The sequence below is a fragment of the Streptomyces sp. NPDC048441 genome (assembly GCF_043200235.1).
Classification (GTDB): Bacteria; Actinomycetota; Actinomycetes; order Streptomycetales; family Streptomycetaceae; genus Streptomyces.
The window spans coordinates 134398-155483 of record NZ_JBICXM010000004.1; the positions used below are offsets into that span (position 1 = coordinate 134398).

The following is a 21086-nucleotide window of genomic DNA, read 5'->3' on the forward strand; positions in this document are numbered from 1 at the left end:
ACCACCCTCACCCGGTGGGCGCCGCCACCTGCTCGTACTGGAGCGTGAGGCCGTCGAGCAGTGCTCGCAGTCCCGCCTCGAAAGCCCGCTCGTCGACCTCTTGCTGGCGCTCGGCCAGGAGGTGGGCCTGGCCCAGGTGCGGATAGTCGGCCGGGTCGTACGCGGTCTCGTCGTCCACGAAGCCGCCGGCGAAGGAGCCGAGCGCCGAGCCCATGATGAAGTACCGCATCAGCGCGCCGATCGAGGTGGCCTGCGCGGCGGGCCAGCCCGCGTCGACCATCGCCCCGAACATGGCGTCCGCGAGCCGCAGTCCGGCCGGGCGGCGGCCGGGTCCCGAGGCGAGTACCGGGACGATGTTGGGGTGCAGGGTGAGTGCCGCGCGATACGACACCGCCCAGTCGTGCAGCGCCGTACGCCAGTCGCGCCCGTCGGCGGCCTCGAACATCGACAGGTCGACCTGCGCGCTCACCGAGTCCGCGACCGCCTCCAGGATCTGGTCCTTCGTGCGGAAGTGGTTGTAGAGCGAAGGTCCGCTGACCCCGAGTTCGGCCGCGAGGCGCCGCGTCGAGACGGCGGTGAGGCCCTCGGCGTCCACGAGCGCGCGCGCCGTCTCGACGATGCGGTCTCTGCTGAGGAGGGGCTTGCGCGGTCGGGCCATGCGGCACATAGTAGGGCTGCCGTAAGAAACTAGCAGTGCTAATTTAAATCTGCTCCGAAGAAGATCCGAAGAAGATCCGAAGAAGAGGTGCCCCCGATGAACCTGGAGCTCAGCGAGGAGCAGTCCGCCGTCCGGGAGCTGGCCAAGGACTTCGTGGCCCGCGAGATCGCCCCGCATGTCATCGAGTGGGACCGCGCCGAGAGCGTGGACCGTTCGATCGTGAAGAAGCTCGGCGATGTCGGCTTCCTCGGGCTCACCGTCGACGAGGAGTACGGCGGCTCCGGCGGCGACCACCTCGCGTACTGCCTGGTGACCGAGGAGCTGGGGCGCGGCGACTCGTCGGTGCGCGGCATCGTCTCGGTCTCCCTCGGCCTCGTCGCCAAGACCATCGCGTACTGGGGGAGCGAGGAGCAGAAGCGGCAGTGGCTGCCGGGGCTCACGTCCGGCGAACTCGTCGGGTGCTTCGGGCTCACCGAGCCGGGCACGGGATCCGATGCGGGGAACCTCTCGACGAAGGCCGTGCGTGACGGCGACGACTACGTCATCAACGGCTCCAAGACGTTCATCACGAACGGCACCTGGGCCGATGTCGTACTCCTCTTCGCACGCACGAACGACACCCCCGGCCACAAGGGCGTCTCCGCCTTCCTCGTGCCGACCGACACCCCGGGCCTGAGCCGCCGCACCATCCACGGCAAGCTCGGCCTGCGCGGCCAGGCCACCGCCGAGCTGGCCCTTCAGGACGTCCGCGTCCCGGCCTCGGCCATGATGGCGCCCGAGGGCAAGGGCTTCTCCGTCGCCATGTCGGCGCTCGCCAAGGGGCGGATGTCGGTCGCCGCCGGATGTGTGGGCATCGCCCAGGCCGCCCTCGACGCGGCGGTGACGTACGCGACCGAGCGCGAGCAGTTCGGCAAGACCATCGCCCACCACCAGCTGGTGCAGGAGCTGATCACCGACATCGCGGTGGACGTGGACGCGGCACGCCTGCTGACCTGGCGGGTCGCCGACCTCATCGACCGCGGGCAGCCCTTCACCACGGAGTCGTCCAAGGCCAAGCTGTTCGCATCGGAGGCCGCGGTGCGCGCCGCCAACAACGCACTCCAGGTCTTCGGTGGATACGGCTACATCGACGAGTACCCGGCGGGCAAGCTGCTGCGTGACGCGCGCGTGATGACGCTCTACGAAGGCACCAGCCAGATCCAGAAGCTGGTCATCGGGCGGGCGCTGACGGGGGTCTCGGCGTTCTGAACGCCCTTTCTGAACGCCCTTTCTGAACGCGCGTTCTGAGTACGGGAGCTGAGTACGGCAGCGGATGTGGCGGGGCCGCTCCCGGGAGAGGCTCTGGTCATGAGTGAGAATCCGGTCAAGCAGCAGAGCACCACGGCCTACTACGGTCAGGCGGTCGCGTCGTTCGCCGTGGCGCTCGGCGCGACGGCGGTCGGCATCTACAGCCTCGAGGTCAGCGGCTGGATCCGCGCCTTCCTCGCCATTTCCGTCCTGTATCTGACGACGTCCGCGTTCACCCTCGCCAAGGTGATCCGGGACCGGCAGGAGGCGGACCAGATCGTCAGCCGCGTCGACCAGGCCCGCCTGGAGAAGATCCTCGCCGACCACGACCCGTTCAAGCCGGTGGCCTGACCGGCGCCCTAAGCGCTTGCTCACCGTCAGGGGTATGGTGTCCCTCCGAACGGCGAAGGAGTGTGCGATGAGCGCGGCGCAGGAGACCGAGGGCGGGGACCAGCCATGGGGCGAGGTCACGCCTGATGCGGCACGGCGGCTGCTGATCGCCGCTGTCGAGGCCTTCGCCGAGCGTGGTTACCACGCGACGACGACCCGGGACATCGCGGGCCGCGCCGGCATGAGCCCGGCAGCGCTCTACATCCACTACAAGACCAAGGAAGAGCTGCTCCACCGCATCAGCAGGATCGGCCACGACAAGGCGCTGGCCATCCTGCGCACCGCGGCCGACGCTCCCGGCAGCGCGGCGGAGCGGCTCTCCGCGGCCGTACGGTCCTTCGTGCGCTGGCACGCCGTCCAGCACACCACCGCACGCGTGGTCCAGTACGAGCTGGACGCGCTCGGCCCCGAGCACCGCACGGAGATCGTCGCGCTGCGCCGGCAGTCGGACGCCGCGGTGCGGGACATGATCAACGACGGGGTGCGGGCGGGGGAGTTCGACGTCCCCGACGTACCGGGCACCACGCTCGCCGTGCTCTCGCTCTGCATCGACGTCGCACGCTGGTTCAACGTCGCGGGCGACCGGACGCCCGACGAGGTCGGCGCATTGTACGCCGACCTCGTGCTGCGGATGGTGGGAGCTCACAACCGGAGCTCAGGACCGGCTCAGAAGTAGTAGCGGGAGACCGACTCCGCGACGCACGCGGGCTTGTCGCCGCCCTCGCGCTCGACCGTGACCGAGGCCGTCACCTGCACGCCGCCGTCCTTCGTGTCCGTGACGTCCGTGAGGACGGCGGTCGCCCGCAGGCGCGAGCCGACCGGCACGGTCGAGGGGAAGCGGACCTTGTTGGTGCCGTAGTTGATGCCCATCTTCATGCCCTCGACGCGCATGATCTGCGGTACGAGGCTTGGGAGCAGCGACAGCGTCAGATAGCCGTGCGCGATGGTCGTCCCGAAGGGCCCGGCAGCCGCCTTCTCCGCGTCCACGTGGATCCACTGGTGGTCGCCCGTGGCGTCCGCGAACAGGTCGATCCGCTTCTGGTCGACCTCAAGCCATTCGCTGTGTCCGAGCTGCTCGCCGACTCCGGCACGCAGGTCGTCGGCCGACGCGAAGATCCTCGGCTCTGCCATGTCCCTGGCCTCCTCAAAGTATTAGAACTAAGCGCTTGCTCAGCATGGGGCGTGCGCCGACGTGTGTCAACGGACCCACCACTGGGGTCAACGGACCAGCCGCTAGGGTTGGAGGGGTGCCCCAGATCCCAGAGAAGATCCACGAGCTCACGGTCGGCCAGCTGTCGGCCCGTAGTGGCGCCGCCGTGTCCGCCCTGCACTTCTACGAGTCCAAGGGTCTGATCACCAGCCGCCGCACGTCGGGGAACCAACGCCGCTACCACCGTGACGCGCTGCGCCGCGTCGCCTTCGTCCGCGCCTCGCAGCGCGTCGGCATTCCGCTCGCCACGATCCGTGAGGCGCTCGACTCGCTCCCCGAGGAGCGCACCCCCAACCGCGAGGACTGGGCGCGCCTCTCGGAGGCCTGGCGCTCGGAACTGGACGAGCGGATCAAGCAGTTGGGCCGGCTTCGCGATCACCTCACGGACTGCATCGGCTGCGGCTGTCTCTCCCTGGAGACGTGCGTGCTCTCCAACCCGGACGACGTCTTCGGCGAACGCCTCACCGGCTCCCGCCTGTTGGTGGAACGCCGCCCCGGGGCCTGCTAGGGCTGACATCGCCTTCGGCGACCGGTGGGCCGCCCCCTACTGGGACAGCGTGGCGAGCGCGGCCCGCGCCGCCGAGACCAACTGAGCGTTCGAAGCCGCCCGTTCCCCGTCCGGCAGGACCAGCGTGTCCTCGAAGCCGATGCGGGTCGCGAGCATCAGGCGCCCCGCCAGGCGCAGCACCGGCCAGGTGCCGCCCTCCTCGCCGTGCAGCAGGACGGGGCGGCCGTGCGCCGTGCCGATCATGGTGAGGAGGGCGCGGGCGGAGTCGCGTGCCGTGGCGGGGTCGGGGTCGGTGACTTCGGCGAGCACCCGCAGGACGCGCGGGCCGAGCGGGGACGCCGCGAACCGCTCGGCGCTGTCCGTGCCGGACCAGATGCCCGCCTCGACACCGATTCCCCGGTCGATGAGCGCCTCCGCCACCGCATCCGCGCCCGGCTCGTGCCAGTTGACGGAGGCGTGGTCGGGCAGCACCGTCCATGCGCGGATGTGCGCGACCCGCTCGGCGGGGTCGGGTTCGGCCCACGCGCCCGTGGTCACCCCGACCGGTACGGAGACCGCGGAACGGATCGCTTCGAGCGTGGCCGCAACCGCACGCGGTGCCAACGTGTCTTGCCCACAAGGGGACTTGGGGTGTACATGAACATTCTGAGCACCGGCAGCGACGGCCTCCGCCACCGAATGGGCCATCGCCCCGGGCGACAACGGGATCAGCGCGCCATCGCCCGCGCCGCGGGCGCCGTTCACACATACCTGCATCACCACAGGACAGCACAGAGAGCCGGAGACACGACACCACGCAGCATCGCGACATCACGCAGCACCACGACATCACACAGGGGGAGGGCCGATGGGAATCGCCATCTGTTCGTTGAAGTGGGACGCGGCGCGCACCGGGCCGCAGAAGATCACGTACGACAGCGACGGCTACCACCTCGTGCGGTTTCCGTACGTGGACGCCGAGGAGTCGTACGACCCGTGGGCCATGCACGACCCCGCCAAGGGGGACACCACCCCGTCCCAGTTCCCCGACGCCCGCTCCGGGCTCATCTGGCCGAGCCATGACGGCTGGGGCACCCTGTCGGCGTTGATCTTCTGGGAGCCGGACGACCGGCCTACGGAGTACCGCGCGCGCTATGTCCGCGATCCGCTCGGCGGCTCCACGGGGTACGACTCGACGGCCACCACCGACTGGGTGCCCACCAGGGGCGGGCAGTACCGGACGCACACCTGGCAGATGTTCGTGCACCCGCAGACACCGGTCGGCCTGAAGATATCGGCACGCGGCGCGGGCGACGTGAAGATCGCCGCGCCGCTCATGCTCGCCGAGTTCAAGCTGGCCATCCAGTGGGACGTCGCTACGCCCTGACGGCAGGCCCTGGCCGCCACGGCGACCGGACGTCAGGCCGAGACCAGCGGCCGTTCCCGTCGTGCGCGCGCCCGTGCCATCGCCGCGGGCGTGAGCACCGGGTCCGGCACCACGATTCCGCAGCCCGTACAGACGGCGCCCGAAGAAGGCTCGTGCGCCAGGCCGTGCATCCAGATGAGGTCGGACCTCGCGCACACCGGGCAGAGCGCGCCCGGCTCCCGCTCGAGTGCCGCGATCAGCCGGCGCAGCACCTCGGCGAGTGGTTCTGCGGGGTGGACGCCGGGGTCGTCGCACCAGGCAACCCCGCACCCGCCCCAAGTGCAGCGGTGCCAGTCGTCCACGGTGCCGGGCCGCCGGAGCCCGTCGTGCTTCTCCTTGCGGCGGCGCTCCGCGAAGCCCTCCTCGTACACGAGCCAGACCGCACGCGCCGCTTCCAGTTCATCGAGCGCGGCCACGAGCCGCGCCGGGTCGGGCGACCGGTCCTCGGGGCCGAACCCCGCACGGGAGCACAAATGGTCCCAGGTCGCCCGGTGGCCGTAGGGAGCGAACCGCTCCAGGCACTTGCGCAGTGAATACCGCCGCAGCGCCAAATCACTCAGCGGATCACGCACCTGTCTCGCGAGACTCCGGAATCCGGCCATCGCCCTGCACCTCCGTCGCACGTTCTCGGACGTTGCCGAGTAGACGTATCGACACGCGATTCGGCTCCCTCGACTTCCATCCGATTTTCGTTGGCGGACATAAGGCGGCGGTGAGCTGGAGCTATGTGGTGTTGTTGAAAAGGCGACGCATGTTCATCTTCCGGGTTCGGCAACTCGCCAGTAACCTCCGATCCAACTCCCGCCCACAGGAGCACAAGCGGAGCCCAGAGGAGCACACATGCGACGACGCATCGCCCGGCTCAGAACCCTCACCGCCAGCGCGGCACTCGCGCTCGCCGCATCCCTCATCGCGCCACAGCCGGGGTCGGCCGCGGACGAGCCACCACCGGCCGCGGACTACTGCGAAGGGCAGTGCGCGGACGTCCTGCCGCCCGGCGCGAACGGCAACGCCACCCTCGCCGAGATCCTCAGCCATCGCGTCTTCGGCACTCAACCCGCACACGCGGACGACCAGTTGGGCCCGTACGACAAGCTCTCATCCGGCTATCCGTCCCTCACCGACGACAAGCTGACGGAGTTCTTCAACGACGCGTCCTTCGGCGTCCGTGACGGCCAGGCCGCCTCCGTCACCAAGCCGCGCGACGATGTGACGATCACCCGCGACAAGAAGTACGGCATCCCGCACATCAAGGGCAGCACGCGCTACGGCACCGAGTTCGGCGCGGGCTTCGCCGCCGGGCAGGACCGGCTCTGGCTCATCGACCTGTTCCGGCACATCGGCCGCGGCGAGCTGACCTCGTTCGCGGGCGGCGCGCTCGCCAACCAGGGCCTTGAGCAGCAGTTCTGGCCGCAGGCCCCGTACAAGGAAGAGGACCTGGAGAAGCAGGTCGAGTACATCAAGTCGACCCAGGGCGAGCGCGGCAGGCAGGCCATGGAGGACGCCCAGGCCTATATCGACGGGCTCAACGCCTACCGCGTGAAGTCCAAGGACGGCCGCTACTTCCCGGGCGAGTACGTCCTCACCGGCAAGATCGACGCGATCACCAACGCCGGTGAGATCCAGCCCTTCAAGGTCACCGACATGATCGCGCTCGCGTCCGTCGTCGGCGGGCTCTTCGGCAACGGCGGCGGGGGAGAGGTCGACTCGGCCATCTCCCTCCTCAAGTCCCAGCAGAAGTACGGCGTCGAGAAGGGCACGAAGGTCTGGGAGTCCTTCCGCGCCCGCAACGACCCCGAGTCCGTCCAGACCATCCACGACGGCACGAGCTTCCCGTACGCGGGCAAGCCCGAGAAGGCGCGCGGCACCGCGATGCCCGACCCGGGGTCGGTCGAACGCGAACAGCTCGTGTACGACAGGGAGGGCGGGGCCAGGACAGCGGCGAAGGACCCGGTGAAGGCCCCCAAGAAGCTCAAGCCGCTCCAGGGCATGTACGACAAGGGAGTGCTGCCCGCCGATCTGTTCAAGCAGGACGGCAGCAAGAAGGGCATGTCGAACGCCCTGGTCGTCTCCGCGAAGCACACCGCCAGCGGCAACCCCGTAGCCGTCTTCGGCCCGCAGACCGGCTACTTCGCCCCGCAGCTCCTGATGCAGCAGGAACTGCAAGGCCCCGGCATCAGCGCGCGCGGCGTCTCCTTCGCGGGCGTCGGGATGTACGTCCAGCTGGGGCGCGGCCAGGACTACGCCTGGTCGGCGACCTCCGCCGGGCAGGACATCACCGACACGTACGCCGTCGAGCTGTGCGAGCCGGGCGGCGGCACGCCCACCAAGCAGTCCACCCACTACGTCCACCACGGCACGTGCACCCCCATGGAGAAACTGGAGCGCAAGAACGCCTGGAAGCCGACGCTCGCCGACTCCACGGCGGCGGGCTCCTACCGGATGCAGGTGTTCCGCACGAAGTACGGCGTCGTGACGCACCGGGCGAGCGTCGAGGGCAAACCCGTCGCGTACGTCTCGCTGCGCTCCACCTACCGCCACGAGGCCGACTCGATCATCGGCTTCCAGATGCTCAACGACCCCTCGTACGTGAAGGACGCGTCGACCTTCAAGAAGGCCGCCCAGCACATCAGCTACGCCTTCAACTGGTTCTACGCCGACTCCCGCGACACCGCGTACTACAACAGCGGCGCCAACCCGGAGCGCGCGAAGGACATCGACCCCGCCCTGCCGGTGAAGGCCGAACAGGCCAATGAATGGCAGGACTTCGACCCGGCGGACAACACATCGACGCAGACACCGCCCGCCGAGCACCCGCAGTCCGTCAACCAGGACTACTACATCTCCTGGAACAACAAGCAGGCCAAGGACTTCAGCACCGCGGGCTTCGGCGTGAGCGCCGTGCACCGCGGGGACCTGCTCGACGGACGGGTGAAGAAGCTGACCGAGAAGGGCGGCGTCACGCGCGCCGCGCTCACCCAGGCCATGTCCGAGGCGGCCGTCACCGACCTGCGCGGTGAACAGCTCCTTCCCGAATTGCTCAAGGTGGTGCGGAGCAAGCCCGTCACCGATCCCCAACAGGCCAAGGCCATACAGCAGTTGGAGGCCTGGCAGCAGGCCGGGTCGCAGCGCAATCAGACGGCGGCGGGCTCCAAGACGTACGCCCATCCCGATGCCGTACGCATCATGGACGCCTGGTGGCCGCTGCTCGTCGAGGCCGAGTTCAAGCCGGGTCTCGGCAAGGACCTGTACGACGCGCTGACGGCGCAGCTCAGCACGGACGAATCACCGTCCGCCGGGCACGGACCCACCGGGGCGCACGCCGGGTCGGCCTTCCAGTACGGCTGGTGGGGCTTCGCGGACAAGGATCTGCGGGCGGTGCTCGGGCAGCCCGTGGAGGGGAAGCTCGGCGACGCGTACTGCGGCGCGGGAAAGCTGGACGCCTGCCGTGACGCGCTCCTCGCCACCCTCACACAGGCCGTCGCCAAGCCCGCGACCGAGGTCTACCCCGGCGACGCGAGCTGTGCGGCGGGCGACCAGTGGTGCTCGGACTCGGTCATCCACCGGGCGCTCGGCGGCATCACGCACGGGCCGATCCAGTGGCAGAACCGGCCCACGTACCAGCAGGTCGTCGAATTCCCGTCCCACCGCTAGAGGTTGAGAGTCACGAGGTAGCGATCCGCCCTGCGGCGAACACGACACGCGCCAGTTCCTCATGGCAGATGTCACTGTGCGCGCCGGAGGGCGGACCGCCTCGCCGCACCACCGCCGACGCGTCCACGCTCACGCACCCCTCGGCGGGGATCGCCCGGCCCAGCTTGACGCGCTTGGCGCCGTTCACCGCCCGGATCCCGTTGTACCCGATGGCGCCCCAGCGCTCCCAGAGGCCGAGGAAGGTCGAGGAGTCCCCGGCGATCTTCGACGCCAGGGGATAGATCTTGCCCAGGGCGTCGTCGTGGTGGGAGTAGCAGGACACCAGGGGGCCGTCGATGCGCCGCTGCACCCCGTGCAGGGCGCCGCCGCGCGAGGGGGCGTGCGGCAGGCGTTCGGAGAACGCGTAGTGCGAGAAGGCCCCTTCGAGCAGCGTCGTGGACTTCACCCCCCGCACCGACTCGGGCATCCCGCGCAGCGCGTACGACACGAGCCGCGCGCCGAAGCTGTGCCCGATGAGGTGCACGCGTACGTCCCGTGCCTCACGGGCGAGCAGTCCGATGGCCGGGCCGAGACCCAGCTGGCCCACCGAGCCCGCCCGGCGCTTCATGGCGTAGTAGCTGGCCTGGCGCAGGAGTTCGTGCGCCCCGTTCCAGAGCCGTTTGCGCAGGCTGCCGAAGAGTTCCTGCTGCCCTGTCTCCTGCATCACCGCGGCGAACACCTGGCAGACCTCGACCGCGTCGTCGGTCAGCATCGCGGGCTCGCCCGTCCAGATGTCGTCGGCGAAGAGGTGGGCGGCGCTGTCCTGGTGCACGGAGACCAGATTGCGTACGAGGCGTCCGTACTCGTAGAGGCGCGAGGGGACCTCGGAGCGCTCGGCCAACAGGGCGCCGATCCTGCGGAGTTCGGCGTCATGACCGGGGAAGGTCATGGACAGGAGGAGCCGGGTCGGCTCGTCGAGCTGGGGTCCGACGCCCGGTGCGGGCCCCGGTCCGGTGGCCGTGGCCGCGGGTTCGAAGTCGGGGATCGGTTCGTCGGGGAAGCGGATGGCGGGCCAGATCACGCCCACGTACCCCAGGCGCACACGAGGGCCCGCGAGGCTCTGGCAGGGAGCGAAGAACCTTTGGTAGAGGTTGGTCGCCATGGTTCGGTCGTTGTTCCAGCCGTGCGCGAGGACGAGGAGATCGGTGACGCGCTCGTGGGCCACCCCGGCGAGGAGGCGGTCGCGCTGCGTGGTGTCGACATCCCCGTCGGCGTCGAAGGTCAGTTCCCAGTAGGGCTCCACGCGGCCATCGTCCTGCGGCCCGTGGAGGCTGACCAGATGTCCCGCACAACACGTCGGGGCGAGTGCCCACCCCCGGCGGCACCTGCCCCGACGCGGTCTGTGCGCCGTCGGCTAGCCGACGGCCTTCCGCTCCCGCGCGAAGCGGTTGACGGGCGGCAGCCAGCACAGCACGATCGCCGCGATGGCCGTGAAGAGTGACACGAGGCTCAGGACGAAGACCGAGTCCGGTTCGTAGTCACTGAGGATCAGGAAGTGCGGGAACAGCGCCACGACGGCCGAGATCGTGATGAGCACCCGGGCCCACACCGCGGCGCTCTTGCGGGCGGCGAGGGCGAATATCAGCAGGCAGAGCGCGGTGAAGATGGCGAACCCGGCCCGCGCGGAGAGCGTGCCCGCACGGTCGCTGATCATCTCGTCCCACATGGGCCCCGAGAGGGCCTTGAGGTCGGCCGCCGACGTCCCCGACGGCAGTCCGACGACGTCCGGGTGGTCCTGGATGACGTCGTTGATGTTGTCCTCCGCCATGCCGTCGCCGCCGGCGAAGACGAGGACAGCGCCGACGATCGCGGCGACCGAGGAGAGGACCGAGGTCCACACCAGAGCGGCGAGGGTGCCGGGTCGCCTGGCCGCGCGCCGCGTGTGACCCGTGGGGTGGGGGCCGGGGTGCGGGGGTGCGGCCTGGTATTGGCTCACGAGCGTAAGTCTCCTTGCAGAGATGGAGGGTTGATCGGGATTGGCTCGACCATTCCATGGGTACCGGGAAGTCATCCAGCTTTTTCTGGAAGAAATCGCCAGATAATTTTCGCTGCACTCCGGATCAGTTTCTGCGGCAGTTTCCGCGGCGGCTATGCTCCATTGCCGTTAAAGCAAAGGGAGTCGGAGAGCGAGTAGCCGAACATGGCCTTATCCGGTCCGCAGCAGTACCCCACGGAGCTGCTGGACACCACGATGGATCAATTACGTACGCTGCTCTCGGTGCACGAGACGGGCACGGCGCTCGCCGCTGCCCGCCAGCTCGGGCGCGAACAGTCCAGCGTGCAGAAACAGCTGGACACGATGAACCGCACCTTCGGCGCACTGTGCGGAGAAGCGCTCGTCCTCAAGCGGGGGCGCGGCAAGGACGTCCTGTTCACCCCCACGGGCGAGGCCATCGTCGACCTCGCCCGTCGCACGCTCGGCCAGTGGAAGGACGGTCTGCACGACGCGCGCCGCCGCCTCGGGCGCACCCTGTCCGTCGGCTCGACCCGCTACACGCTGGGGTTTCTCCTGGACGCCGTGGAGCGCGTGAGCGATGCCTACGAACGCCGGGGGGTCGATCTCAAGGTCACCCACGTCCGCACCGGTGACCTCTTCACCAAGCTCCGGTCCAAGGAACTCGACCTGGTCTGCGGCAGTGTCGTGGTCACCGAGGGGGAGGAGGCGGAGCTCGACCCGTACGACGTCATCGAGTGGCGCCGCAGCGGACTCTCCCTGCTCACGAACCTCTCCGACGGCCGGCTCCCCGGGCCTTCCGTGGGCGCGAGCGAGCTGCCCGAGCTGCCCCTCGTGGTGTCGGCGGGCGGCCTCATCGGCCGCTTCCTGACCTCCTGGTACGGCCCCGACTACCGCCAACAGCTGTCCATCGCCGCCGAGATAGAGGCCGCGCACTACGGCTTCGAGCTGCTGCGCTCGGGCGTGGTGAGCGGGGCGATGCTCGTCACCAGGGGCATCGCGGAGGCCGCCGAGAGCGGCAGCCTCCCGGAGGCCGGGGGGCTGCGGCGGCTCGATGTCGTCGGCGATGTCGGACCGCGGACCGAGGTGCTCGTCGGGGTCTTCACACGGCGGGGCGACCGCGATTCCTGTGATTCTGGGCACCCATTGAACCTGCTCTGGGACGCGTTGGCCAAGGACAATGAACGGTGGTGGCTCAGCCGCTGAATTGACCGTTCCGGATATGGCCGGAGTATGTGGTCTAGACGTGTGAAGAATTCACTTCCCGCGCGTACCGCATTACGTTTATTGAGTTCACGTCAGTTCCCGCTCGCGAGTTTCCGGCAGCGCGAGAACACACACCAGGGACACGATCGCCATCGCGCTCACGTACCAGCCGACCGACGACGAGCCGAACGCGGACTGCAACCGGGTCGCGACCAGAGGGGAGACCGCGCCGCCGAGCACACCGCCCAGGTTGTAGGCGAGCGAAGCGCCCGAATAGCGCACGTTCGTACCGAACAACTCCGGCAGATACGCGCCCATCGGCCCGTACACCACCCCCATGCAGAACAGCGCGCCGCCGAGCGCCAGGGCGATGAGTACCGGCTGCTCGGTGTCCAGGAGCGGGAAGAGCACCAGACCCCACACCGCCGCGAGCCCGGCGCCCACGAGGATCAGCTTGCGGCGTCCCGCACCGTCCGAGCGGGTCGCGGCGAGCCACGTACCGGCCGCGAGGAAGAGGCAGGCGACCATCGAGAGGCCGAGCATGGTGTTGCGGGAGATGCCGAGGGAGCCGGTGGAGTAGGCCAGGCAGTACGTCGTCGCCGTATAGAAGAGGCCGTACGCGACGATCATTCCGCCCGCGCCGAGCAGCAGTTCACGCGGATAGCGGCGCAGCACGTCGAGCGTGGGGACCTTGCTGGCCTCCTGCGCGTCCATGACCTTCGTGAAGACCGGCGTCTCGCTGATGCGCAGGCGTACGAAGAGTCCGACGCCCACCAGGAGGAAGGAGAGCAGGAACGGCACGCGCCAGCCCCAGGCCCTGAACGCGTCGTCGGAGAGGGTGGAGGACAGCAGCCAGAAGACACCGGTCGCCGCGAAGAACCCTACAGACGGGCCGAGTTGAGGGAAGGCGGCATACAGTCCGCGCTTCTTCTTCGGCGCGTGCTCGACCGCGAGCAGCGCGGCGCCGCCCCACTCGCCGCCGAGCCCGATGCCCTGGAGGAAGCGCAGCAGGATCAGCAGGACCGGCGCCCAGATGCCCAATGTGCCGTAGCCGGGCAGGAGTCCGACGAGGGCTGTCGAAAGGCCCATGAGCAGCAGCGAGGCCACGAGTACGGACTTGCGCCCGACCCGGTCACCGAAGTGCCCGAAGATCACCGACCCGATGGGCCGCGCCGCGAACGCCACCGCGTAGGTGGAGAAGGACGCGAGGGTGGCGTTGACCGGGTCCAGGGTCGGGAAGAACGCCTGGTTCAGGACGAGGGCGGCCGCCGTGCCGTAGATGTAGAAGTCGTAGAACTCGATGGCCGTCCCGATGAACGACGCCACGGCTACGCGGCGCATACTCTCGGGGCTGCCGTCCACGGCCTGGGCCTGTTGATTCTCTGCTGCTGTCGTTTCGCTTGCTGTCGTTTCGCTCCGCACGACCGGCACTGTCGCGTTGGATGTAGGGGCCAGTCAATACCTGGAGCGGCTTGTCTCGGTCATTGAGACTGGCGTTGAGCTGCGGTGACGCGGTGCAGATGGATGAGGATGTCGTGAGAGGAAGCCAGCCGGATCTTGTACGGTCCGTCAGGCCAACCGGAGCCGATGCTGCGGGTCACCCGGGCCTTGCTCAGCCACGCGCGGGCCGGGTCCGGCAGGGAGCGCATGTCCACGAAATAGTCGTCGAGGCGCACCTTGTCGAGTGTGTTCTCGTTCATGCCGCGCGCCGCCGGGCCCACCCGGACGGACTTCCACTTGCCGTTGTCGCGACCCTGCGCCATGAACGAGCCCTGGTCGAAGGTGAACCCGATGCTGACGTACCGCTTGCCGAGCCGGTCCCGCAGGAAGGCGCCCTGCATCTTCGGATAGCGGGGGTCGTAACTCTCGTACGAAACATGGGCGTTGTGGGCCGACAGGAGCACCTTGTCGCCGGTGTGCCGCTGCCACCAGGCGGTGTTCTGTGCCATGAGCCGGTCGCGGTGCAGCATGGCGTCCCGCTGGCCATCGGCGGTGTCCAGGGGGAAGGCGTAGACCGTGGCGGTCTGCGACAGGGACCGGGCGTGCTGCAACGCCCAGGTGAACTTCCCGCCGCCCGCCGAGGGCTGGCGCTCCTTCAGCAGATCCAGCGCCTCCCGCGCCTGCCCGGCCAGCTTCTTCCGCTCCGCCAAGGGTCTGCCCATGTACGTGTCCCCGTCCGAGAGGCGGCGGATCGGCGCGTACAGCTCGGTGATCCTGGGGAGCAGATCGGGGTCGTGCGCACGGACGTAGTCCTCCACGCCGTCGAACAACTCGTGGCCGAGTTCGGGGTAGTTCAGGTCATCGCCCAGGAATCGCACCTGGCGGTCCGGGTGCTTGTCGTTGTATGTGCGCATCCATGTGAGGAGCTCTACGTACTCCTGCGTGTCCCAGGGCGTCTTCGCCAGCTCCTTGTGGACGAGCTCGCGCACGTCCCCCTCGCCCCCGTGCACGTACGCGTCGAAACGCAGGCCCGTCGTCCAGCTGACCTCCTGGGCGAAGGTGGTGAACCCCTTTTCCTCGACGAGATAGCGGAACACCCGGTCCTTCATGGTGAAGAACTCGTGCGAACCGTGTGTGGCCTCGCCCAGGCCCACGACCTTGGCGTCGCCCACCATTTCGCCCATCGGGCGCAGGTCCCTCGTGTCGCCGCCGGGGGCGGTCGAGCGGAGGGGGTGCGCGGCGCGCTCGATCGCTGGGACCGGGTCCGGGGTGCCAGTCCTGGCCTGGACCGCGTGGGGGGCGAGTGCCCCCAGGGTGAGTGCGCCTACCAGTGCGAGTGGCGCTGTGCGGCGTGCTGCGCGGGCCATGCGGGGTCTCCTCAACTCGGGTGTACAGAGGTGAAGATCACGATCCCGGTCCGTCAGGGGTGCCTGCCATCCGGGAGGCACCCCGTTCGCTGGTGGGGTCTTCCCTACCCGCGCGTGCGTCGTGGCTGGGCGCGCAGTTCCCCGCGCCCCTTCGGGGCGCCTACCGGTAGTGCAGGTACCGCCTCCGCACCGCACGGAACCGCGCAAGATCGTCCTGCCAGGCGGCCACCACCTCGTCCGTGTTCGCGCCCGCGTCGATCATGGTGCGGACCCGCGTGGAGCCCGTCAGCTTGTCGATCCAGTTGTCGGAGCGCCAGGCGAAGCCGCTCCAGACCTTCTTGGCGGTCACCAGGAGTGCGATGCCCGTGCGCACCGGGTCGTACGACTCGCGGTCGTGCACGTGGAGCTGGACGCCGCCGATCGTCCTGCCCTGGAACTTGGAGAACGTCGGCGCGAAGTAGGCCTCCCTGAAGTGCACGCCGGGCAGGCCGAGTTCGTTCGCCGCCGACGCCCACTTCCGGTCGATGCCCTCCGCGCCGAGCAGTTCGAACGGGCGGGTCGTGCCGCGTCCCTCGGAGAGGTTCGTGCCCTCGAAGAGGCAGGTGCCGCTGTAGACGAGGGCGGTGTCCGGGGTCGGCATGTTCGGGCTCGGCGGGACCCAGGGCAGTTCGGAGGCGTCGTAGAAGTCCGAGCGCTTCCACCCCGTCATCCGTACGTTCTCCAGGGCGACGGGGCGCTCCAGGAACTCGCCGTTGAACAGCAGCGCCAGCTCCGTCACCGTCATCCCGTGCGCCTGCGCGATCGGCTGCCGCCCGACGAACGTCGCGAACTCCTTGTGCAGGACGGGACCGTACGCGCCGCGCCCCGTCACCGGGTTCGGCCGGTCGAGGACGACGAATCGCTTGCCCGCGAGCTCGGCCGACTCCATGCAGTCGAAGAGCGTCCAGATGTACGTGTAGAAGCGGGCGCCGGCGTCCTGGATGTCGAAGACGATCGTGTCGACGCGGGCGGCCGTGAAGATGTCGGCAAGGGCCTTGCCGCTCTTCTGGTACGTGTCGTAGACGGGAAGCCCGGTCGCCGGATCGTCGTAGCGCCCCTCGGAGCCGCCCGCCTGCGCCGTCCCCCGGAAGCCGTGCTCGGGCCCGAAGACCGCGACCAGGTTCACGCGCTCGTCCGTGTGCATGACGTCGACGATGTGGCGTACGTCCCTGGTGACGCCGGTGGGGTTGGTGACCACGCCGACCCGCTCACCGTCCAGGAGCGTGTAGCCGTCGGCGGCGAGGCGCTCGAAGCCGGTGCGCAGCCGCCGCCCCGCGCCGGATCCGCCGCCGCCTGCCGCGGCGGCAGCGGGGGCCGCCGAGGTGAGGGCCGTGGCGCTGGTGACGGCGAGCAGGCCCCGTCTGGACAGGCTGCCTCGGGACAGATTCATGCATCGACCTCCGTGAGCGCGGTGGCTGTCATGGCCACGCACGCTAGCGCGCGGACCCGCGCCGGGGAACGAACCCGGCGGCCCGACCCCCTTCCGTCCGTACATACCGACTGGTTAGTCTGCGATCACAGAGGAGCCGCAGTCGAAGGAGACTGATCGTGGAGACCCTGCATGACAAGGGAGTTGTCGTCACCGGTGCCGGAGGCGGAATCGGGGCCGCGCTGGCCCGCCGGTTCGCCGCCGCCGGGGCGCGCGTCGTGGTCAACGACCTGGACGCCGCCAAGGCCGAGGCGGTCGCCGAGGAGATCGGCGCCGTCGCCGTGCCGGGGGACGCGTCCACGGTCGTGCCGGCGGCGAGAGATGCCCTGAGCGGCACCATCGACGTGTACTGCGCCAATGCGGGCCTCGGCTCCGGCGGCTCGGAGGCGGCTCCCGCAGAGGTCTGGGCCACGGCCTGGGACGTCAACGTCATGGCGCACGTCCGCGCGGCCCACGCGCTGCTCCCCGACTGGCTGGAGCGCGGCAGCGGCCGTTTCGTCTCCACCGTCTCGGCGGCAGGCCTGCTCACCATGATCGGCGCCGCGCCCTACAGCGTCACCAAGCACGGCGCGTACGCCTTCGCCGAGTGGCTCTCGCTCACGTACCGCCACCGTGGGATCAATGTCCACGCGATCTGCCCCCAGGGCGTGCGCACCGACATGCTCGCCGCCACCGGCACCGCGGGCGACCTCGTGCTCACGCCCACCGCGATCGAGCCCGAGGACGTCGCGGAGGCGCTCTTCGCCGGGATCGAGGAGAACCGCTTCCTGATCCTGCCGCACCCCGAGGTCGCCGAGTACTACCGTATCCGCGCCGCCGAGCCCGACAAATGGCTCACCGGCATGAACCACATCCAGCAGAAGTGGGAGGGGACCGAGCGGTGAGCGACGCGACGCCGACGGCATCCATATATGCCGCCAAGCCCTGGCTCGCCCGGCTCAACGAGGCCCAGCGCGGCCCGGTCGAGCCCGCCGCCTCCGTCGTGCACGCCTTCCGCGCCTCGGTGCTCAGAGCCCCCGAGCACACGGCCCTCGCCTACTTCGACGGGCGTCTGAGCTACCGAGAGGTGGACGCCCTCACCGACTCCGTCGCCGGACACCTGGCCGCGCGCGGGCTCGCCAAGGGCGACCGGGTCGCGATCCTCCTCCAGAACACCCCGCACTTCGTGATCGCGCTGCTCGGCGCGTGGAAGGCGGGCGCCACGGTCGTGCCGGTGAACCCCATGTACAAGTCGGCGGAGGTCGGGCACGTCCTCGCGGACGCCGACGTGACCGCGCTGATCTGCTCGGACCGCGCATGGGAGACGTATCTGCGCGAGACGGCAGCCGCCTCTCCCGTACGCATCGTGCTCACGGCCTGTCAGCTGGATCTCCAGACCCGGAACGACACCCGCGTCCTCGACTTCGAACGCGTCCCGCAGGCCGCCGACGCCGATGACCTGGTGACGGTCGCCCGGCAGGAGCTCCCGGCGCCCGGAGACCGGCAGCTCGGTCCCTCCGACGTCGCGCTGATCAGCTATACGTCGGGTACGAGCGGCACCCCCAAGGGCGCCATGAACACCCACGGCAACATCACCTACAACGCCGAGCGGCAGCGCACAGGATCCGGCATCCCCGAAGGCTCCTGCTACTTCGCGATGGCGCCGCTCTTCCACATCACCGGCATGGTCGCGCAGGTCGCGGGCGCGCTGACCAACGCGGGCACCCTCGCTCTCGCGTACCGCTTCGAGGCCGGGGTCGTCCTTGACGCCTTCGCCGAGCACCGGCCCGCGTACACCGTGGGCCCTTCCACGGCCTTCATGGCCCTGGCCGCCCACCCCTCCGCCACGCGGGAGCACTTCGACTCCTTCACGATGATCTCCTCGGGCGGTGCGCCGCTGCCGCCGGCCCTGGTGGAGAAGTTCCGCGCGGGCTTCGGCCCCTACCTCCACAACGGCTACGGCCTCACCGAGTGCACCGCGCCGTGCGCCTCCGTGCCGCCCGGCGAGGAGGCTCCGGTCGACCCGGTATCGGGCACGCTCGCCGTCGGTGTACCCGGCCCGGAGACGGTCGTCAGGATCGTCGACGACCATGGAGCGGACGTCCCCTTCGGGGAGCAGGGCGAGATCACCGTGCGCGGCCCGCAGGTCGTCCCCGGCTACTGGAAGCGCCCCGACGCCACGGACGAGGCCTTCCCCGGCGGCGAGCTGCGCACCGGCGACATCGGGTTCATGGACGCCCAGGGCTGGCTCTATGTGGTCGACCGCAAGAAGGACATGATCAACGCGTCCGGCTTCAAGGTCTGGCCGCGCGAGGTGGAGGACGTCCTCTACACCCACCCCGCGGTCCGCGAGGCGGCCGTGATCGGCGTCCCGGACAGCTACCGGGGCGAGACGGTCAAGGCGTACGTCAGCCTGCGACCGGGGGCGGAGGCGGAATCGGCACCGGAGGAGCTGGCCGCGTACTGCAAGGAACGGCTCGCGGCGTACAAATACCCGCGCGAGGTCGAGATCCTGCCGGAACTTCCGAAGACGACAAGTGGGAAGATCCTCCGGCGGGAACTGCGTTCCCGTACGACCAGTTCCCGTACGACCAACAGCTAGCGATATCCGAAAGGCAGGTGGCGGCAGTGGCCAGGACGACGGACGGTGACGGCACACCCGTCCCGCAGCGGCTGCTCGCCGCCGCCACACGGCTCTTCGCCGACCGCGGCTACGACCGCACGTCGGTGCAGGAGATCGTGGAGTCGGCAGGCGTCACCAAGGGTGCGCTCTACCACTACTTCGGCTCCAAGGACGATCTCCTGCACGAGATCTACGCGCGTGTGCTCCGTGTCCAGCAGGAGCGTCTCGACGCGTTCGCGGACGCCGAGGCTCCCGTCGAGCAGCGGGTGCGGGACGCGGCGGCCGATGTGGTCGTCACGACGATCGACAATCTCGACGACGCCTCGATCTTCTTCCGCTCCATGCACCACCTCAGCCCGGAGAAGAACAAGCAGGTAAGGGCCGAGCGCCGCCGCTACCACGAGCGGTTCCGCGCGCTGATCGAGGAGGGCCAGGAGGCAGGCGTCTTCTCCAAGGAGACCCCGGCGGACCTGGTGGTGGACTACCACTTCGGCTCGGTCCACCACCTGTCCACCTGGTACCGCCCGAACGGCCCGCTCACCCCGCAGCAGGTCGCGGACCACCTGGCGGACCTGCTGCTGAGGGCGCTGCGACCGTAAGGTGAGCGCCCCGAAGGGGCGCGGGGAACTGCGCGATCAGCCACAGCGAACCCGCAGCGACACGCAGTCCCCCGGAAGGGCGCTACAGGTACTTCTTGAGCTCCCGCCGAGCCAGCGACCGCTGGTGGACTTCATCGGGCCCATCGGCCAAGCGCAGCGTCCGCGCAGCCGCCCACAGCTCGGCCAGCGGGAAGTCCTGACTCACACCGCCCGCCCCGTGCAACTGGACCGCCTGGTCGAGGATGCCGACGACCGTGCGCGGGGTGGCGATCTTGATTGACTGGATCTCCGTGTGCGCCCCCTTGTTGCCCACGGTATCCATCAGCCACGCCGTCTTCAGGACGAGCAGCCGCAGCTGCTCCACCGCGACCCTGGCGTCCGCGATCCACTCCTGGACGACGCCCTGCTGGGCGAGCGGCTTGCCGAAGGCCGTACGCGCCACCGCCCGCTGACACATCAGCTCGACGGCCCGCTCGGCCATGCCGATGAGCCTCATGCAGTGGTGGATGCGACCGGGGCCGAGCCGCGCCTGGGCGATGGCGAAGCCGCCGCCCTCCTCACCGACCAGATTGCTCACGGGGACCCGGACCCGGTCGAAGACGACCTCCGCGTGCCCCCCGTGGGAGTGGTCCTCGTACCCGTACACCTGCATCGCGCGCCGTACTTCGAGGCCGGGGGTGTCGCGCGGCACGAGCACCATGGACTGCTGGCGGCGCGGGTCGGCGCCTTCGGGGTCCGTCTTGCCCATCACGATGAAGATCTGGCAGTCCGGGTTCATCGCCCCGGAGATGTACCACTTGCGCCCGGTGATGACATAGTCGTCGCCGTCGCGCTCGATGAGCGTCGTGATGTTCGTGGCGTCGGACGAGGCCACTTCCGGCTCGGTCATCGCGAACGCCGAGCGGATCTCACCGGCGAGCAGGGGCTTGAGCCACTGCTTCTGCTGCTGCTCGTTGCCGAACTGGGCGAGCACCTCCATGTTGCCGGTGTCAGGGGCCGCGCAGTTCAGTGCCGTGGGCGCCAAGTGCGGTGAGCGGCCGGTGATCTCGGCGAGCGGGGCGTACTGGAGGTTGGTGAGCCCTGCGCCGTGCTCGGCATCAGGAAGGAAGAGGTTCCACAGGCCCTGCTTGCGGGCCTCGGCCTTCAGCTCGCCGACGATCGCCGGGGTGTCCCACGGCGACGCGAGCTGCTCGCGCTGCTCGTCGGCGGTCTTCTCCGCCGGGTAGACGTGCTCGTCCATGAAGGCGAGGAGCTTGGCGCGCAGCTCTTCGGTGCGGGCGTCGAATGCGAAGTCCATGG

Annotated in this window: 20 protein-coding genes; 10 read left to right on the top strand and 10 right to left on the bottom strand. The window is 69.5% G+C overall.

Features of this window, described 5'->3' with window-relative positions; all coding sequences use genetic code 11:
• Positions 1 to 7: 7 nt before the first annotated feature.
• Complete coding sequence (locus ACGFSB_RS11720; RefSeq protein WP_393397273.1) at positions 8 to 658, bottom strand: TetR/AcrR family transcriptional regulator; 651 nt, start codon at positions 656 to 658, stop codon at positions 8 to 10.
• A 96-nt stretch (positions 659 to 754) separates the two neighbouring features.
• Between ACGFSB_RS11720 and ACGFSB_RS11725 the strand changes: the two genes are divergently transcribed.
• The 3 genes from ACGFSB_RS11725 to ACGFSB_RS11735 all read left to right on the top strand — a co-directional run bounded on the left by ACGFSB_RS11725 (position 755) and on the right by ACGFSB_RS11735 (position 3011).
• Entirely contained in the window at positions 755 to 1906 is a 1152-nt protein-coding gene (locus tag ACGFSB_RS11725) for an acyl-CoA dehydrogenase family protein (RefSeq protein WP_393397276.1), read from the top strand.
• 99 nt (positions 1907 to 2005) lie between these two features.
• A complete protein-coding gene (locus ACGFSB_RS11730; protein WP_393397279.1) occupies positions 2006 to 2296 on the top strand; it encodes a YiaA/YiaB family inner membrane protein in 291 nt (96 codons plus the stop codon).
• Between the two features lie 67 nt (positions 2297 to 2363).
• Entirely contained in the window at positions 2364 to 3011 is a 648-nt protein-coding gene (locus ACGFSB_RS11735; RefSeq protein ID WP_393397281.1) for a TetR/AcrR family transcriptional regulator, read from the top strand.
• On the opposite strand, the gene ACGFSB_RS11740 is transcribed toward ACGFSB_RS11735, so the two are convergent.
• Positions 3002 to 3466: a MaoC family dehydratase gene (locus ACGFSB_RS11740; RefSeq protein ID WP_393397284.1), complete on the bottom strand. Its 465-nt coding sequence runs from the start codon at positions 3464 to 3466 to the stop codon at positions 3002 to 3004. The two genes, ACGFSB_RS11735 and ACGFSB_RS11740, sit on opposite strands and share 10 nt — an antisense overlap.
• 116 nt (positions 3467 to 3582) lie before the next feature.
• On the opposite strand from ACGFSB_RS11740, the gene soxR reads away from it, so the two are divergent.
• The gene (soxR, locus tag ACGFSB_RS11745) at positions 3583 to 4053 is read left to right on the top strand and encodes a redox-sensitive transcriptional activator SoxR (protein WP_393397287.1); all 471 of its coding nucleotides are present in this window, start codon (positions 3583 to 3585) and stop codon (positions 4051 to 4053) included.
• 36 nt (positions 4054 to 4089) lie between these two features.
• Here the strand turns inward: soxR and ACGFSB_RS11750 are convergent, their stop codons facing one another.
• A complete protein-coding gene (locus tag ACGFSB_RS11750; protein ID WP_393397290.1) occupies positions 4090 to 4812 on the bottom strand; it encodes a 3-keto-5-aminohexanoate cleavage protein in 723 nt (240 codons plus the stop codon).
• Positions 4813 to 4900: 88 nt separating this feature from the next.
• Here ACGFSB_RS11750 and ACGFSB_RS11755 point away from each other — a divergent pair, with 88 nt between their 5' ends.
• Entirely contained in the window at positions 4901 to 5419 is a 519-nt protein-coding gene (locus tag ACGFSB_RS11755; RefSeq protein WP_393397293.1) for a hypothetical protein, read from the top strand.
• 32 nt (positions 5420 to 5451) lie between these two features.
• Here ACGFSB_RS11755 and ACGFSB_RS11760 read toward each other — a convergent pair whose 3' ends face one another.
• Complete coding sequence (locus tag ACGFSB_RS11760) at positions 5452 to 6060, bottom strand: hypothetical protein (RefSeq protein WP_393397296.1); 609 nt, start codon at positions 6058 to 6060, stop codon at positions 5452 to 5454.
• A gap of 238 nt (positions 6061 to 6298) precedes the next feature.
• Here ACGFSB_RS11760 and ACGFSB_RS11765 point away from each other — a divergent pair, with 238 nt between their 5' ends.
• Positions 6299 to 9112: a penicillin acylase family protein gene (locus tag ACGFSB_RS11765; protein ID WP_393397299.1), complete on the top strand. Its 2814-nt coding sequence runs from the start codon at positions 6299 to 6301 to the stop codon at positions 9110 to 9112.
• A 10-nt stretch (positions 9113 to 9122) separates the two neighbouring features.
• Here the strand turns inward: ACGFSB_RS11765 and ACGFSB_RS11770 are convergent, their stop codons facing one another.
• Both ACGFSB_RS11770 and ACGFSB_RS11775 read right to left on the bottom strand, forming a co-directional pair.
• Complete coding sequence (locus ACGFSB_RS11770) at positions 9123 to 10394, bottom strand: serine-threonine protein kinase (protein ID WP_393397302.1); 1272 nt, start codon at positions 10392 to 10394, stop codon at positions 9123 to 9125.
• A gap of 111 nt (positions 10395 to 10505) precedes the next feature.
• The gene (locus ACGFSB_RS11775) at positions 10506 to 11087 is read right to left on the bottom strand and encodes a hypothetical protein (protein ID WP_393397305.1); all 582 of its coding nucleotides are present in this window, start codon (positions 11085 to 11087) and stop codon (positions 10506 to 10508) included.
• 204 nt (positions 11088 to 11291) lie between these two features.
• On the opposite strand from ACGFSB_RS11775, the gene ACGFSB_RS11780 reads away from it, so the two are divergent.
• The gene (locus ACGFSB_RS11780; RefSeq protein WP_393397308.1) at positions 11292 to 12311 is read left to right on the top strand and encodes a LysR family transcriptional regulator; all 1020 of its coding nucleotides are present in this window, start codon (positions 11292 to 11294) and stop codon (positions 12309 to 12311) included.
• 87 nt (positions 12312 to 12398) lie between these two features.
• Here ACGFSB_RS11780 and ACGFSB_RS11785 read toward each other — a convergent pair whose 3' ends face one another.
• The 3 genes from ACGFSB_RS11785 to ACGFSB_RS11795 all read right to left on the bottom strand — a co-directional run bounded on the left by ACGFSB_RS11785 (position 12399) and on the right by ACGFSB_RS11795 (position 16547).
• The gene (locus ACGFSB_RS11785) at positions 12399 to 13652 is read right to left on the bottom strand and encodes an MFS transporter (protein WP_393397311.1); all 1254 of its coding nucleotides are present in this window, start codon (positions 13650 to 13652) and stop codon (positions 12399 to 12401) included.
• A gap of 140 nt (positions 13653 to 13792) precedes the next feature.
• On the bottom strand, positions 13793 to 15118 hold the full coding sequence (locus ACGFSB_RS11790; RefSeq protein WP_393397314.1) for an erythromycin esterase family protein: 1326 nt from the start codon (positions 15116 to 15118) through the stop codon (positions 13793 to 13795).
• 160 nt (positions 15119 to 15278) lie between these two features.
• Positions 15279 to 16547, bottom strand: coding sequence for an exo-beta-N-acetylmuramidase NamZ domain-containing protein (locus ACGFSB_RS11795; RefSeq protein WP_393397317.1), 1269 nt, complete (start codon positions 16545 to 16547; stop codon positions 15279 to 15281).
• A 155-nt stretch (positions 16548 to 16702) separates the two neighbouring features.
• Between ACGFSB_RS11795 and ACGFSB_RS11800 the strand changes: the two genes are divergently transcribed.
• From ACGFSB_RS11800 to ACGFSB_RS11810, 3 genes are read left to right on the top strand one after another with little or no spacing between them, the layout of a single operon-like run.
• The gene (locus ACGFSB_RS11800) at positions 16703 to 17470 is read left to right on the top strand and encodes an SDR family NAD(P)-dependent oxidoreductase (RefSeq protein WP_393398056.1); all 768 of its coding nucleotides are present in this window, start codon (positions 16703 to 16705) and stop codon (positions 17468 to 17470) included.
• Positions 17467 to 19167, top strand: coding sequence for a class I adenylate-forming enzyme family protein (locus ACGFSB_RS11805; RefSeq protein ID WP_393397320.1), 1701 nt, complete (start codon positions 17467 to 17469; stop codon positions 19165 to 19167). Before ACGFSB_RS11800 ends, ACGFSB_RS11805 begins: the two co-directional genes overlap by 4 nt.
• A gap of 26 nt (positions 19168 to 19193) precedes the next feature.
• Entirely contained in the window at positions 19194 to 19787 is a 594-nt protein-coding gene (locus tag ACGFSB_RS11810; RefSeq protein WP_393397323.1) for a TetR/AcrR family transcriptional regulator, read from the top strand.
• A gap of 82 nt (positions 19788 to 19869) precedes the next feature.
• Here the strand turns inward: ACGFSB_RS11810 and ACGFSB_RS11815 are convergent, their stop codons facing one another.
• Positions 19870 to 21084: an acyl-CoA dehydrogenase family protein gene (locus ACGFSB_RS11815; RefSeq protein ID WP_393397326.1), complete on the bottom strand. Its 1215-nt coding sequence runs from the start codon at positions 21082 to 21084 to the stop codon at positions 19870 to 19872.
• Positions 21085 to 21086 lie beyond the last annotated feature (2 nt).